Raw genomic sequence first — 15704 nt, forward strand, 5'->3', positions numbered from 1 at the left:
AATGAGTAGATTAGCAAGAAATAATTTGACAATGAAAAAAAATAAGACATATCTGTACATATCAGCTTTATTTTTTATAGGCATCCACTCGTTCGGTCAAAATTCAACAGATAGTTCTCTTGAGAAAAAAGGTGATACTTTGAATACTAAAGAAATTGAGGAGGTTATTTTAAAATCTCAAAAAAAGAAACAATATGCCGACCGTGCTATTTATACGTTTGGTAAAGAATCGTTGGAAAAAGCAAGATATGCAAAAGACCTAATACGAACCTTGCCGGAATTAAAGCTTGACCCGATATCGAATACTATAGTGAGTACAAAGGGAGGGATAACACTATTTCTAGTAAACGGAGTTGAAGCAAGTGATATGCAGATTCGTAGTATTGCACCAAATGATGTAGTTAAAGTTGAATATTATGATATTCCACCAACAAGGTGGGCTACAAGAGCCGATACGGTTGTAAATATTATTACACGAAATCCCGAAACTGGATATGTTTTTGGAACTGATGTAAGTTCCGCATTAAACACAGGTTTTATTAATGGTTCCGGGTATGCCAATTATACAAAAGGTAAAAATAATTTAGGAGCCGAATACGCAATTAATTTTCGGGATTACAACAATAGAATTGTTAAAAAAAAGTATGAGTACTTTTTGAATGAAAAGCAATTTGTTTCGGACGAAATACAAAAAGACCATTTTGGCTATACAAATCAATATATCACCTTACGTTATGCGAATGTGGTACCAGATAAATATACTTTTCAAGCGAAAGTAAATTTCAATATTTCAAGCAATTTTGTGAAAGGCAATGGTCAAAGTAATTTTAGCCAAGGGAATGGTGAAACAGTGGATGGAACAATTCACAACTCTTCTTCACATTATGTTAATCCAGTCTTAGACTTGTATTTTTCTAATAATTTAGGAAAAAAAGATGAAGTCAATATTAATATTATTACTTCTCATTATAATACAGATTCTTACCAGTTTGATAAAGAATGGATTATTGCTTCTGGCCAAGATGTTTTTAATAATGAAATGAATCTAAAAGTAAAACAAAATGGTTTCATAGGAGAGTTATCCCACATTCACAATTTTGGAATAGGTAAGTTAAATTCAGGATATAGAATTTCAACTAATTCTATATCAAATAGTTTAAAAAATTTGGCAGGCTACTCAAATTACAAAGTAAATTATAGAGACCAATACGTTTATACAGAATTTTCAGGAAAAAAAGAAAAATTAATGTATCGTCTAAGCTTAGGCTTAGTGAATATTTTTAATGAAAGTGCTGAAAACAGGATTAATGAATGGAATATAGTACCAAAAATAATTTTAGGGTATCAACTAAATAATCATCATAGTTTACGTATTACCAGCGATTATAAATCTCAGAGCCCTTCCAGTACAGCGTTAAGTAGTAACGTAGTACAGCTTGTTCCAAATATTGTTCAACGTGGCAATCCTTATTTGGAACCACAAAATATTTGGAATAATAATGTAATGTATTCATTAAAAGATAAATACTTTGATTTAACCACAACTCTTTCATATATCTATATTAATAAAGTTGTAAATCAATATTTTGTTGCGGATAATTCAATCAACGGTTACGCTTTAACATATGAAAATGCTAAAAATAGTGAACAGTATTTTATTCAAATAGTAGGCTCTGTTAAACCTTTTGGGAATGATTATTTAGTTCTAAAAGCGGAAGTAAAGCCTACTTCAGAAATTATTAGAACCAAGTCAGGGAAAACAATAAAAAACCAATTTATCGATAATTTTTTTAGTGTCTCATCAGAATACAAATCTTTTGCTGTAGAATATCAATTTAATATTCCGGTATTTTCACTTAGTGGTGCATTTCTAGTAAGGAATGAAAACTCAAATCACATATTTGCAAATTATAGATTTAAAAATTGGACGTTTACTACAGGGATGTACTTCATAGGAACGCCTTCTGTGTACATGACGAAAAGTCTTGATGAAAGCATAGTAAATTATACAAATCATAGAAAAATTTACAACAATAAATCTATGTTTATCCTAGGTCTAAGTTATGATTTTTCAACAGGTAAAAAACTTGACATACAAAAGAAGATAAACAACAGGACAGCACCAGCTGCAACATTTTAATGTGTATTGCGCAATTTCATATATAATTTTAGAATGTTTAATATTTAAATTTTAATAGAAATGAAAAAAAGCTTTCAAATCAAGAAGTTTCAGGCTTTAGCTAAAAAAATAATTGTTCTTTCGTCAAATGACAAAGGAAATTTAAAGGGTGGTTTTGCATCGGTAAAATTGCAATCTATTAAAAACGTGAAAGCTAATGGTTATCAATGTTGGTGCTCTGGACCATCAGGAACCAATGGGTCTAGTTGTGACTGTGAATTCAATTATAATTAATAATATAAAAAAATCAAAATGGAAAAACAATTTCAAAATGAAAAGTTTCAGGCTTTAGCTAAAAAAATAATTGTTCTTTCGTCAAATGACAAAGGGAACTTAAAAGGAGGTTTTACATCGGTAAAATTACAATCTATCAAAATCATTAAAGCTAATGGTTCAGATTGTATTTGTGATGGTGCTGGAACTAATGGAAGAGACTGTATTTGTTAAAAATAGAGTGTATTAATTTAATGTTTAATTAAAATTTTTAAGAAAATGAAAAAAAGTTTTCAAAAGCAAAGTTTCAAAGCTTTAGCTAAAAAAGTGAGCACCCTTTCTACAACAGAAAAGGGGCAATTGAGAGGGGGGTTCTCTTCTGTGAGTCTAACACCAACACAAGGTGTAGGAGCAAACGGAAAGGACTGTATTTGCTAACTTAAAAAATTAGAGAAATGAAAAAAGAAGCTCAAAAGCAAAGTTTCAAAGCTTTAGCTAAAAAAGTGAGTACCCTTTCTGCTACACAAAAAGGGCAGCTTAAAGGAGGTTTTTCTTCTGTAACTCTAATACCCAAAGAGGGTGCAGGAGCAAATGGTTCTTGGTGTATTTGTTAGTTTTTAATTAATACCCAAAATAGGGAGACATGATTGTCTCCCTATTTAAAACTTGTCTCACAATATCCATCTTAATTAAACAAATAAAACGGAGATTTATGAAAAATGTAAAATTTAGCAGGTATAATAATTATGTATTTTATGATAATTATTACATATTACACAATGGAGTAACAAGTAATTTTTTGTTGTTAGAACAAGATTTATATGATTTATTAAATGCTGCTGTAAATGAGAATAATTTAGAATATTTACAAGAAATACATAAAGATTTTTATGATGCCCTCTTAAATGAAGGTTTCTTGGTAGACAATGAAAAAAATGAATTACAAGACCTACTTAAAGAATTTCATGACCTCACCTACGACGACTCTCATTTTGAAGTGCACATTAATCCTACTATGAATTGCAATTTTAAATGCTGGTATTGTTATGAAACTCATATAAAAAAGTCAAGATTAGATGAAAAGACAATAAAGAAAATACAGTTATTATTTAATAGTATCGTAAAAGATAATCATTCTTTGAAAACATTTCAGTTAAATTGGTTTGGTGGAGAACCTTTATTATATTTTGATTCTATTGTTGAACAGATTCTTGGTTACGCATATAATCTTTTTACAGACAATAATGTAAAATTCAACAGTGTATTTACGAGTAATGGGTTACTAATAAACAATAAAGTTATTGAAGCTTGTAAAAAATATAATGTTAACGCGTTTCAGATAACTTTGGATGGACACAAAGAACGACACGATAAAGTTCGTTTCGTTTCTGAAAAAAGGGGGTCATATGATGAGATAGTGAAAAATATAAAACTGTTAGTGGAAAATGAAATATTAGTAAATGTCCGAATAAACTGCTCATCTGAAACACTAGACGGACTTGAAAAGATAGCTAAAGATTTTACGGATGTTAAAAATAGACAGTTTATAATGTTCGATTTTCATGATGTATGGCAAAACGAAAAGAAGTTAGCGGATAATATCCTTGTTGAATATATGGATTATTTTAGAATGGAAGGCTTTTTTGTACAGTCACTAAATCTTAATACGTTTAGAAAAATGTGTTATGCGGATAGAAAAAATATGGTTAACATAAACTATGATGGTAATTTATACAAATGTACTGCAAGAGATTTTACAGAAGAGAATTCTGAAGGAGTTCTAGGAGAATCAGGGGATCTGATTTGGAATTATAAACATGAAGTAAGATTAGAAAGTAAATATAAAAATCCTCCCTGCCTTAAATGCAGTTACCTTCCTATATGTGGAAGTGGATGTTCTCAGCTTGCGGTAGAAAGTAAAGAAGAATATTGCGTATATGATTTTGATGAAAACAAAAAGAAAAAAATGTTGTTAGACAATTTCTTAGGTAATTTGTCAAATACTGAATTAATGGAAGTTTTATGATTTTTTTTGCCCAACACGACCAAATGGATTGTGGTCCCGCTTGTTTGGCTATGGTGTCTTCACATTATGGCAAAGACTTCGGTCTGCAATATCTTCGGGATAAAAGTTTTATCACGAGAGAAGGTGTATCATTGTTGGGGATAAGTGAAGCGGCAGATAAAATAGGTTTCAAAACCATTGCAGCCAAACTAAAACCGGAAAATTTCCAAAAAGATTTTTTGCCCTGCATTTTGCATTGGAACCAAAATCATTTTGTAGTGCTTTACAAAATCAATAAAAATATTTTTACTGGAAAACTGATATATAAAATTGCAGACCCGGGACACGGTTTTGTTTCTCTTTCCGAGGAAAAATTCAAAAAATCTTGGCTTTCAGATGGAGAAAAAGGGGTTGCACTTTTTTTAGAACCTACAGAAGATTTTTATAAGCAAACACCACCGCAAGAGGAAAAGCTTTCCATAAAATATTTACTAAAGTATCTGAAGCCCTACAGAACTCAGATGCTTCAGTTGTTTATTCTGTTATTATTGGGAACACTTACCACTTTAATTTTTCCCATTCTCACACAAAAATTAATAGACGAAGGAGTTAGTAAAAAGGACTTATCTGTTATTTCCTATATATTATTAGCCCAACTGGCATTTTTCTTTGGAAATATTATTTTCGGTATATTCCGAAATTGGATTATGCTTGTTGTTGGCACAAAAATTAACATCCAGATTATTTCCGATTTTCTGAAAAAACTATTAAAACTCCCGATAAAATTCTTTGATACCAAGTTGATGGGAGACTTTAACCAGCGTATCCAAGACCACGAACGCATTGAGACTTTCCTTACTTCGCAAAGCCTTTTGACGTTATTTTCTATTATTACTTTTTCTGTATTCTTTGGGGTGCTGTGGTATTATGATTTCAGGATATTGGCAGTTTATATAATTTTGACCATAGTATCTGTGGTCTGGTCGCTCTATTGGATGAAAAAAAGAAAAATACTGGATTATTTCCGTTTCCAGCAACGAAGTGAAAATCAGGAATCCATATACGAAATTATCAATGGCGTTTCCGAAATGAAACTGAACCAATTTGAAGACTTTAAACGTAGAGAATGGGAACAGATTCAGCAAAAACTTTTCAAAATCAATATCCGTATTTTGAAACTCGACCAGATACAACTCTCAGGCTTTGATTTCATCAATCAACTAAAAAATATTGTGGTAACCTTCCTTGCAGCTTCATTTGTTGTAAAAGGACATATGACATTGGGAGCATTATTGAGTGTTTCCTACATTATCGGACAAATGAATTCTCCTGTAAGTCAGTTAATTTCATTTTTTCGTTCATTGCAGGATGCAAAGCTTAGCTTATCAAGATTGAACGAAGTACAGAATCATCCCGAAGAGGAACAGGAAAACCAATTACCATTATTAAGTAAAAAATATACTGAACAAAACGGCATCGAAAAAGGAATTTACTTCAAAGACGTTTCATTCCAGTATGAAGGTCCTCAATCACCTTATGTTTTAAAAGACATTAATCTGTTTATCCCAGAAGGAAAAGTAACGGCAATTGTTGGAGCCAGTGGAAGTGGAAAAACAACCTTGATGAAAATGCTTTTAAAATTTTATGAGCCAGTTTCCGGAGAAATTAATTTTAACCATCTTAATATTACTGATATATCACCACTTGATTTGAGAAAAAATTGCGGGGTTGTGATGCAGGATGGTTTTATTTTTTCTGATACCATTGAAAGAAATATTGCTACAAATGATGAAGATGTGGATTATATTAAACTTGAAAAGGCATTACAGACTGCCAATATTAAATCATTTGTTGAAGAACTCCCTTTAGGTCTAAATACTAAAGTCGGAGCTTCAGGAAATGGAATTTCAGGTGGACAAAAACAACGCATACTGATAGCCCGGGCTGTATATAAAAACCCTCATTATATTTTTTTTGACGAAGCTACTTCTGCCTTGGATGCGGAAAATGAAAAAATAATACACGATAATTTACAATCATTTTTTAAAGGTAAAACGGTAATTATTGTTGCCCATAGATTAAGCACCGTAAAAAATGCCGACCAAATCATTGTTTTGAAGAACGGAAAAATTGTAGAGCAAGGCAATCATCAAAGCCTGGTTAACAGAAAAACAGATTACTATAACCTTGTAAAAAACCAACTGGAACTGGGAAATTAGCCGTCCTAATTCGTAAATTTTGAAGAAATGATTTCCGGAATATGATTTATAAACATTCATTCATATTATACTCAGAGTAATAGCTCCTAAAAGGGAGCTATTACGTTTTACGGTTTATGGGAAACCGTAATAGTATTGATTTTTATTTTCATAATTTTAATCACTTTACAATACAAAGATTATCAGTTCTAAATACCCTGAATTTAATAGTGTTTTTGTATAGCAAAACTTAAACTATAACATAATAATGGCTATAAATACTAAAATTAAACAAGAATTACAAAGGAATTTAGATTCATTATTTAAATATCGAGAAACTAGAAGAACTCAAGAAGAAATTATTAATGATATACTATCAATTTTATACAATATTAGAAAAGAAACATTTCTTCCCTTCGTTTTGCAAATGAAGAATTTCATTCAGTTTAGAGATTCTTTAGATGAATTTAAAGTTTTAAAATCACCAATTAAACAATTTGCATATTTAATTGATTTGTATTTTTCCCAAGAACATTTGGAAACAGAAGATATGCCAAATGAAAATGATTGGAAAAATATTATTAAGTTTTTAGATGAAATAGAAATGACCTATTTCGGTGAGATTGGCTTTTTTGAAGAAGATATTACTGAGAACTTTCAGCTTGATAAAATTAGTGTTTCGCTAAAATCATTTTTTGAGTATTACGCAAACGGACAACTGTCTTTTGATGAGCAAACTATACATAGAATTCAATCAAATTTTTCAAGATTTGATGATGATATTTTTCGAGAATATGGATTTCGAGTTTTAGATCTTATTACCTTTTGTGTTTGTGTAAATAATATACTTCAGGAAAAAGCGGATAAATGCCTTTATTATCATCAACACCCTGAAAAATGGCAAGAATTAACATCTGCTTTTATTGATAGAGGATTGTCTGACCCGAGGGATTGGGCTACTCAACCTGAATTGGAAAATATGATAGGGTTTATGATGAAACCGGGATATATTTTTATACTTACAAAGAAAGATTTAGTTTCGATAAATTTACCTGATTCCGTAATTGATAACTTAATCGCTTTTTTTAAATATGATGAAAGTAAAATAAAGAATCAAACTGTTTATTACGCAGATAACCGCCAGTATTTTGAAACCCCTTTAATAAAATTGAATGATAATGAAATACTTTTTTCGAATGGTAAGTTCTTGCTAGAAGCTTTTTATAACAGAATTAATTTAAAGCTATCCGAAATTAAAAAGGAAAAATACACTCAATTTAAAAATAAAATGTTAGAAAAAAAGTGTTTAGAAGTTTTTAAACATTCCTTTAAAGATGATGCCAGATTTTTTACTTCATTCTATTTTGATAAGGCTAATAAGGCTGAACAAGACTTAGCAATATTTTATAAAGGTACTTTTCTAATAATTGAAATTAAAGATTTTAAATTCAGAGCTCCTTTGAGAAATCCTATAAAGGCTTTTGATAAAATAAGGAGTGACTTTAAAGGTGGAATTCAAAAAGCCTATGACCAATGTAGAAGATTAGAAAAGAAGATTGGAGAAGGAAAAGACTTCAAAATTTATGATATAAAAACATCTAAGGAATTATTTGAAGTCAGACCTCAAAAAATTAAAAACATTTACTCTATTATTGTAACTCAATATAAATATGGGGGAATACAAACCAATTTAGAGGAACTGTTAATTAAAGATAAAGAAGATTTGTACCCATGGTCAGTATGTATTGATGATTTAGAAATTTTTTTATTGACATTGTTAAAAATAAAAAATGAATCATCAATAAATACTTTTTTTACTTATCTCGACTATCGGGAAGCCTTTCACGAACGATTGATTTGTGGTGATGAGCTTGAAATGTGCGGTTGGTTCTTGACCTCACCTACAATGTTTAAGAAATTAGCTGATAAAGAAGAAACCGTTACTACTGATATTAAAATGTCAGATATATTTGATGCTCATTATCAAAACGGCTTAGGTTTTCAAAATGAAATAAATTTTATTGAAAAACGAAAAGCTAAATTAAGAGAGTATGCAAAAAGATTTGAGGTAAATTTTGTTTCGGGAGGAGATTTACAGATGTAAGTATATATAAAATTAATAATATGATAGAATTTATGCAGAATGTTTCTTCCTACCCAATTACATGGGGATATAGAATAAAACCTATCTATAGGATTTTAAGTAATGAGGTATATTTGAATGATTTTTTTGAGAAAGGGAATTTATTCATTTCATGTTTTAACAACTTCAAAAATTATAAAGATGAAATGCAAGGAGATTCTAGTGAGGGAGATGCATTGGTCGGTGGATTTACAGAAAAAGGAGATGGAAATTTTATTGTATATGAAGGTGGAGTTAATGCGTTCATTTTATGTGCTACAAATAACTTGACCGAAGACGTAATAAAGGATTTTAATGGTGTAGGAGCTATTAAAATTAATAATCCGGCTCTATTTGCAATTGAGATTGCACGAAAATTACCTTTTGTTTTAACGGGAGTTGAAGGAGACTGCATTTATGATGATTCTAAAGCACATATCCTTAAAGAAGAGAAAAATAAGATTTTTCAAAATATAAATTTTAAAAATCCTGCAGAAATTCAGCATAAAATATTACAAATTACAACGGGAATTGAAATATTCACAAAATATAAAAAATACGAACACCAACAAGAGCATAGATTAGTATGGTTCTCCGAAAGAGCAGTAGAGTCGGGTATTGTTATAAATTGCCCTGAAGCTGTTGAACATTGTGAGAAAATATTATTTTGATAACACATAAAGTATCAATTGTCCCAAAATTCTAAACTTATGAAAATAACTCAACTTTCCATTACCAATTTTCGCTTATTAGATGAAATTACTATAAATATTGAAGATGATATTACTTTGATTGTTGGAAAAAATAATACCGGAAAAACATCACTTTTTGAAGTCATTAATTTATTTATGGGAGGAACTAATAAAATTTCTTTCCACGACTTTTCTCAAAACAGTCACTGTATCTTTGAAGATTGTTATCAAAAATTTAAAGATGACTTACTGGATGAGGAAGATGCAATCGAAAGGGATAGATTGGAAAAAGAAATTATAGCAGATATTCCAAGAATTACTTTAGGAATAAAGGTTGAGTATGATAAAGTCAAAGATTCTTTGATAAATATAAGTGATTTCATATCTGATTTAGATGATTCCAAGACTGAAGCAACTATAATATTTAAGTATGAGCCTAACGATACAATCAATCTTTTAAAAACTTTTCATAACAGAACAAATCAAGACCTAAAGATAGTTGAATGGCTGAATGAAAATATAACGACTTATTATGTTACTCGTGTTTTTGGTGGGGATAATTTGATAGAAGATAATGTTTTAAGTAGAATATCAAAAGTGTTGTGTTTCGAGACTATTCAGGCTTCCAGAAAATTGGATGATACAAAAACAGATAACAATAGGTCTTTGGCTATTGGTTTTTCTGATTATTACAAAACTTTAAATTCAGATAATAATGATGATGTTGAAAGCTTAAAGAATACACTAGCTGGTGCGTCTAAAGATTTGGATGATAAGTATGAAAAGGTTTTAAAAACAGTTTTAACAAAACTCAGTTCATTTGGAGTAGATAAAGACATTAATATTCCGGAAATAATTTTGAAATCTAAATTTGAGCCGGAAAATATTTTAAAGAATAATATTAAATATTTCTACAAAAACGGAGGCATAGAACTGCCTGAAAATTACAATGGTTTAGGTTATAGCAATCTAATTTATTTAGTGTTGAAAATAGTTTCATTTATTGAAAATTTTAAAAAGAATAAGGCAAATAATGCAGTCGAAGTGTTAACGATTTTAATTGAGGAGCCGGAAGCACATCTTCATCCTCAAATGCAACAAGTTTTTATTGAACAAATTCGGGAAACAATAGCAAAAGCATTAGAAGAGGATAAAGTTCAAGTTCAGATAATAATTAGTACACATTCTTCCCATATGATTGCAGAGGCAGGATTGAACATAAATCGTAGTTTTGAAAGAATTCGCTATTTTAGTAAAAACACAAAAACTACTGTTGAGGTAAAAGACTTCAACGAATTCAAGTATAAAGAGACAGATAAAGATACTTTTAGATTTTTAAAACAATATCTGAACTTAAATAAATGTGATTTGTTTTTTGCTGACAAAGTAATTATGGTTGAAGGGATTACAGAAAAATTATTAATGCCTTTATTTATAAAAAAAGTAGCCAAAGAACTCGAAAACGAATATGTATCTATTATTGAGGTGGGAGGAGCTTATACTCATAAGTTTAAAGAATTTTTCAAATTTTTAAATACAAAAGTTCTAATTGTTACGGATATTGATTCTGTTGATGAAACAGCAAATACAAGTTGTCATGTTTTAAAACCAAATGCAAAAACGAGTAATTCTACCTTATCTACATGGTTACCGAATAAAGAAAAAATCGGAGATTTATTAGCATTGGAATCAGAAGAAAAATTAGATGATTCTAAAATAATAAGGGTTGCATATCAAATAGCTGAGGATAATAATAAATTTGTTGCAAGAAGTTTAGAAAATGCGATTATTAATTGCAACCAAGCATTTTTCAAATCTAAATATAAGTGTAAAGATGAAAATGGAGCAGAATATGAAGTAGATGTTTGTAATTGTTTCTCATACAAAAAACTTAGAAACTTAGATGACTTAATCTATATGGATACAGATAAAAATCAATCTGATGTAGACCCGTCTTCAAAACAGAAAACTGTTTTCACATTTGATTTAATGACTTTTGATGAAAAAGGAACTACTATAGAATGGAATGTTCCAAAATATATTAAAGAAGGCTTGGAATGGTTGGCAAAAAATGATGAAATAAAACCTGGAATTGCAGAATAGTTTGGGAGCATTTGAAGAAATAGTATCTTGTATAGAAGATAAAAAAAGTTATGTGGTTGAGGCTGGTGCAGGTTCAGGGAAAACATACGCCTTAATTCAGACATTGAGATACTTAATAGAAAATAAAGGGGAAGACCTCATAAAAAGTAAGCAGAAAATAATTTGTATTACTTATACAAATGTGGCTAAAAATGAGATTATCAAGCGTATTGAATATAATGAACTTGTAAATGTTTTTACAATTCATGAATTTTTATGGCAATCAATTAAGCAGTTTCAAAAACAACTTAAAATTGAGTTGTGCAAATTAAATGAAATAAGATACCAAAAAGATGTCGATAAAGGAAAAGAGTCGAAGTATATACAGAGTTTAGAAGATAGAGTTGAAAATATTGAAAATGTGTTTTATAATGATTCTTCCTTTCGTGATTTTGAAAAAGGAGAATTGCATCATGATGATGTGATAGAACTAAGTAGAATGTTTTTTGAAAACTACACTTTATTAACGTCTATTGTAGCACAGAAACATCCGTATATTTTTATAGATGAATATCAAGATACATCTTTGGACACAATACAGACTTTAATTGATTTCTTATTAGAACGTAATGAACAAAGTGTAGTGTTAGGTTTTTACGGAGATTCTCATCAAAAAATATATGATACAGGGGTTGGGAGTTTGGAAAAGTATTATGGGGGAGAAAATGCAGTTTTGACCTTAATCAAAAAAGAAGAAAATTATAGGTCGTCAAAGCAAATCGTAAAATTATTAAACAGCTTTAGAACAAATATAGAGCAGAAACCTCAAAAGGATATAGAAGGTACTGTTAGGTTTATCTATTGGGCAAATCATCCAGAAAAAGAAGCTAAACAAAAAGTTGCTGAATTTGAGAACTCATTAAAAAGTCATAAAAATGATTTCTATGATAAAGTTGTTAGAAAACTGATGACGGAAGGTTGGGTTTTCAGCGATGCTGAATCTGATAAAATTCTTGTGTTAGCAAATAGCCGTATTGCTGAAAGGGCAGGTTTTTCTAATCTTTACAGATTGTTTTCTCAGCGTTTTGGACAATCTGTTAAAGAAAGGCTTTTAGATAGGAATCATATTCTTGTAAGAGTTCTTGCAGGGTATATCGACAAAAAAAACTCCCAAGAAAGAATGGTTGGATTAGAACATTTAATGCTTTATTGGAAGCAGAAAAATCATAATGAGGTTATCAGATTTATTCGAAAAAACGGTACTTTTCTATACGAATTTATTCATTCAAAGAAAAAAATAATATCTGAAATTTTGGATGATTTAAATGCTAATCGAGATAAAAAAACAATAAAAGAAGTTTTAGATATTATACTGGGAAAAGAAATAATTTCATCAAATTCTTTGAATGAATATTTAAAAAGAATAAATCAAAACTTAGAGGGATTAGAGGAAGATATCAAAGAGAGAATAGAGAAAGATAAAAAATTTTATGAGGATTTCATAAGTCTTTCTTATAGAGAAATTTTGAATTTCTGGAAACATATACAAAATGAAACGGTATTTTCAACAAAGCATGGAACTAAGGGAGATGAATATCGAAACGTCTTAACTGTAATTGATGATACAGAATGGAAACAAGAATATAATTTTAATAAATTTTTTAATGATTCAGAAGAAAAGTCTGAGCGGAAATTACGTACACGGAATTTATTTTATGTTGAATGTTCGAGAGCTAAGGAAAATTTAGTTGTACTGATGTTATCAAAAATAGATGATATTGCTTTACAAAATATTAAAAATTGGTTCGGAGCTGAGAATGTTATTGATGTTGAAGAATTATAATCATTAGCACCTGTATTGGCACCTAAAAACGCAAACCCCTGTAGGTGAATTACTTACAGGGACTTTTGCAGAGAGGAAGGGATTCGAACCCTCGATACAGTTACCCGTATACTACCTTTCCAGGGTAGCTCCTTCAACCACTCGGACACCTCTCTTTGTATTTGAGATTGCAAAAATAGACTATTTTCCGGAATCTGCAAACTCAAAATGCAAATTTATCCGGAAATTTCTCCACAAAGGCTTTTGGCGAAGTTTTCTGCGAAGTTTCCTGTGTAATTTGGGTTGTCTATCAAATGCATTGCTTTGGTAATTGCGCTTTCCGCCGTAATATCCGTTCCGCTGATGGCTCCGATTCTTGAGAAAATATTGCTGTTTTCGTATTTTCCGAACGATATTCCTCCTGAAATACACTGACTTACCACCACGATTTCAGTCCCGTTATCTCGGATCTGCTGCAAAGTTTCCACCGTTTTTTCGCTGCTGAAAATGGTTCCCGAACCAAAAACCTGAAGAATAAGAACCTTCATTTTTGGAATTTCTTTAAAATGATTCAGGTTCATGCCCGGAAAAATTCTCCAGAAAATAATATCTTCAGAAATATGATCGTCTACATGAAATTCTGTATCAGGATTACAGCGGTAAAGATTATCTTTGATAATATTTAAATGTACTCCGGATTGCCCGAGAATAGGGTAGTTTGGACTTGCATAGGCATCAAAATACTCTGCAGAATATTTCAAAGTGCGGTTTCCTCTCAACAGTTTATATTCAAAATAAATGGCTACTTCCTGAATAACCGCTTCGTCATTTTCATACAGACTTGCATAATACAGACTCGTGAGAAGATTTTCTTTCGCGTCGGTCCGTAAATCCCCGATCGGTAGCTGTGAACCCGTTAAAATAACCGGTTTTTTCAATCCTTTCAGCATAAAACTCAATGCAGAAGCGGTGTAAGACATCGTGTCTGTACCATGCAGAATTAAAAATCCGTCGAACTGATGATAATTTTTCTGAATATAATGAGCGATAATTTTCCATTCTTCAGGTCCCATGTCGGAAGAGTCCAGCGGTTTTTCAAAAGGATGTACAAAAACTTCGCATTCCATCAGCTTCATTTCGGGCATTTTTTCAAAAATATTTCCGAAATCAAATGCACGGAGACTTCCGCTTTCATAATCTTTCTCCATTCCGATGGTTCCACCGGTATAAATCAACAGGACTTTTCTTTTCATACAGGACTTTTCTTAGATTTTGATCCTCCATTCGCAGGATTCCTCAAATTTACGTTAATTTGCAAAGATTTGAAAATGAATGAAAGATTTACAGCAAACTTTTGAGTATTTAAAGCAGTTTTTAACGGAAGAAAGATTACAGAAGATAGAGCATTTTGCGCCGGAAAGTTCAGATTTTATTCTTCCGGTGGTGGAAGATGTCTATCAGTTCAGGAATGCAGCGGCAATTGTACGTTCTGTGGAAGCGTGCGGTTTTCATAAAGTGGTGGCTTTGCAGGAAGAATACAGTTTTGAACCCAATCTTCGCGTTACAAAAGGCGCAGATACATGGGTGGAAGTGGAAAAAATGCCGAGAAGCATGGAATCTTTTCAGAATATAAAAGACAGAGGCTATAAAATTGTTGCAGTTTCTCTGGAAAATAATGCCAAAATGCTGCCCGAATACGAAATTACAGAACCCATTGCTTTGGTTTTCGGGACGGAAATGGAAGGCGTTTCTCAGGAAATTCTGGATTTTGCCGACGAAACGCTGGCAATTCCGATGTATGGTTTTACCCGAAGTTTTAATGTTTCCGTAGCAGCTTCTATTTGTATGTATGAACTGAAGCAGAAATTATTAAAATCTGATATCGATTATAAACTGAATGAAGAAAAACTCTTAAGGATGAAAATCCGTTGGGCAGTAAACTCCATCAGAAGCGGACAGCAGATTTTTGATAAATATTTAAAAGATAATGGTCTTGAATTATGAGATTAACGGTGCTTTTCGTAGTTCTGATAGTGATAGGCTGCAATAAAAAGACTGATAATATACCTCAAGCTAAAATTGCTGTTGATACTTTTTCACAAAATCTCATTGAAAAAGAACCTGAAGATACCACAACGGTTTCCTTTGCAAAAACCTTAACAGGAAACGGATATTCTTATATATTAAAAGGAAGACAGAATATTAATGATGGAATCAATTTTAAATCAATTGATATTTTTCATCAGAAGAAACTTCATCAGAGAATTATTTTTGATACGGTTTCTGTTTTGCTTAGTCTTTTGCTGACTTTAAATTAACGTGAACTCGACGCTAAAATATTGAATTATATTTAGTTTTCCTTGCCATCTATGCATTTATCCAGTTCGGGAA

14 protein-coding genes and 1 tRNA gene are annotated in these 15704 nt (G+C 30.9%); 13 read left to right on the top strand and 2 right to left on the bottom strand.

From position 1 onward, the window contains the following. Position 1: 1 nt before the first annotated feature. The 11 genes from H6W52_RS10690 (at position 2) to H6W52_RS10740 (ending at position 13334) form a co-directional block, all read left to right on the top strand. Positions 2 to 2140 (top strand): outer membrane beta-barrel protein, encoded by a 2139-nt coding sequence (locus H6W52_RS10690; protein WP_228457563.1) that lies wholly within the window; start codon positions 2 to 4, stop codon positions 2138 to 2140. Between the two features lie 60 nt (positions 2141 to 2200). After that, a complete protein-coding gene (locus H6W52_RS10695) occupies positions 2201 to 2413 on the top strand; it encodes a hypothetical protein (protein ID WP_116098526.1) in 213 nt (70 codons plus the stop codon). An 18-nt stretch (positions 2414 to 2431) separates the two neighbouring features. Next, positions 2432 to 2626 carry a hypothetical protein gene (locus H6W52_RS10700; protein ID WP_116098527.1) on the top strand — a complete coding sequence of 65 codons (195 nt, stop codon included), beginning with the start codon at positions 2432 to 2434 and terminating at the stop codon, positions 2624 to 2626. 45 nt (positions 2627 to 2671) lie between these two features. Beyond that, positions 2672 to 2830, top strand: a complete 159-nt coding sequence (locus H6W52_RS10705; protein ID WP_154656911.1) for a hypothetical protein — start codon at positions 2672 to 2674, stop codon at positions 2828 to 2830. Positions 2831 to 2847: 17 nt separating this feature from the next. After that, complete coding sequence (locus H6W52_RS10710; RefSeq protein ID WP_157967248.1) at positions 2848 to 3006, top strand: hypothetical protein; 159 nt, start codon at positions 2848 to 2850, stop codon at positions 3004 to 3006. Positions 3007 to 3104: 98 nt separating this feature from the next. Then, the gene (locus H6W52_RS10715) at positions 3105 to 4418 is read left to right on the top strand and encodes a radical SAM/SPASM domain-containing protein (RefSeq protein WP_164462450.1); all 1314 of its coding nucleotides are present in this window, start codon (positions 3105 to 3107) and stop codon (positions 4416 to 4418) included. After that, positions 4415 to 6616, top strand: coding sequence for a peptidase domain-containing ABC transporter (locus tag H6W52_RS10720; protein WP_116100081.1), 2202 nt, complete (start codon positions 4415 to 4417; stop codon positions 6614 to 6616). Before H6W52_RS10715 ends, H6W52_RS10720 begins: the two co-directional genes overlap by 4 nt. Positions 6617 to 6863: 247 nt before the next feature. Next, on the top strand, positions 6864 to 8699 hold the full coding sequence (locus H6W52_RS10725; protein WP_116100082.1) for a hypothetical protein: 1836 nt from the start codon (positions 6864 to 6866) through the stop codon (positions 8697 to 8699). Positions 8700 to 8719: 20 nt separating this feature from the next. Continuing rightward, entirely contained in the window at positions 8720 to 9388 is a 669-nt protein-coding gene (locus tag H6W52_RS10730) for a hypothetical protein (RefSeq protein ID WP_123855201.1), read from the top strand. Positions 9389 to 9427: 39 nt separating this feature from the next. Continuing rightward, positions 9428 to 11512 carry an ATP-dependent nuclease gene (locus H6W52_RS10735; RefSeq protein ID WP_116100084.1) on the top strand — a complete coding sequence of 695 codons (2085 nt, stop codon included), beginning with the start codon at positions 9428 to 9430 and terminating at the stop codon, positions 11510 to 11512. After that, entirely contained in the window at positions 11502 to 13334 is a 1833-nt protein-coding gene (locus H6W52_RS10740) for a UvrD-helicase domain-containing protein (RefSeq protein WP_157967291.1), read from the top strand. The genes H6W52_RS10735 and H6W52_RS10740 overlap by 11 nt, the downstream gene beginning before the upstream one ends. 68 nt (positions 13335 to 13402) lie before the next feature. On the opposite strand, the gene H6W52_RS10745 is transcribed toward H6W52_RS10740, so the two are convergent. Together H6W52_RS10745 and H6W52_RS10750 are read right to left on the bottom strand one after the other, a co-directional pair. Then, positions 13403 to 13489: transfer RNA gene (locus H6W52_RS10745), tRNA-Ser, on the bottom strand. A 60-nt stretch (positions 13490 to 13549) separates the two neighbouring features. Next, entirely contained in the window at positions 13550 to 14566 is a 1017-nt protein-coding gene (locus H6W52_RS10750) for an asparaginase (protein WP_116100086.1), read from the bottom strand. A 79-nt stretch (positions 14567 to 14645) separates the two neighbouring features. On the opposite strand from H6W52_RS10750, the gene H6W52_RS10755 reads away from it, so the two are divergent. Both H6W52_RS10755 and H6W52_RS10760 read left to right on the top strand, forming a co-directional pair. Beyond that, on the top strand, positions 14646 to 15317 hold the full coding sequence (locus H6W52_RS10755; RefSeq protein WP_116100087.1) for a TrmH family RNA methyltransferase: 672 nt from the start codon (positions 14646 to 14648) through the stop codon (positions 15315 to 15317). After that, complete coding sequence (locus tag H6W52_RS10760; protein ID WP_116100088.1) at positions 15314 to 15631, top strand: hypothetical protein; 318 nt, start codon at positions 15314 to 15316, stop codon at positions 15629 to 15631. The genes H6W52_RS10755 and H6W52_RS10760 overlap by 4 nt, the downstream gene beginning before the upstream one ends. The last annotated feature ends 73 nt before the right edge of the window (positions 15632 to 15704 follow it).

It is taken from the genome of Chryseobacterium sp. C2(2020), assembly GCF_014218915.1.
Lineage (GTDB): Bacteria > Bacteroidota > Bacteroidia > Flavobacteriales > Weeksellaceae > Chryseobacterium > Chryseobacterium mucoviscidosis.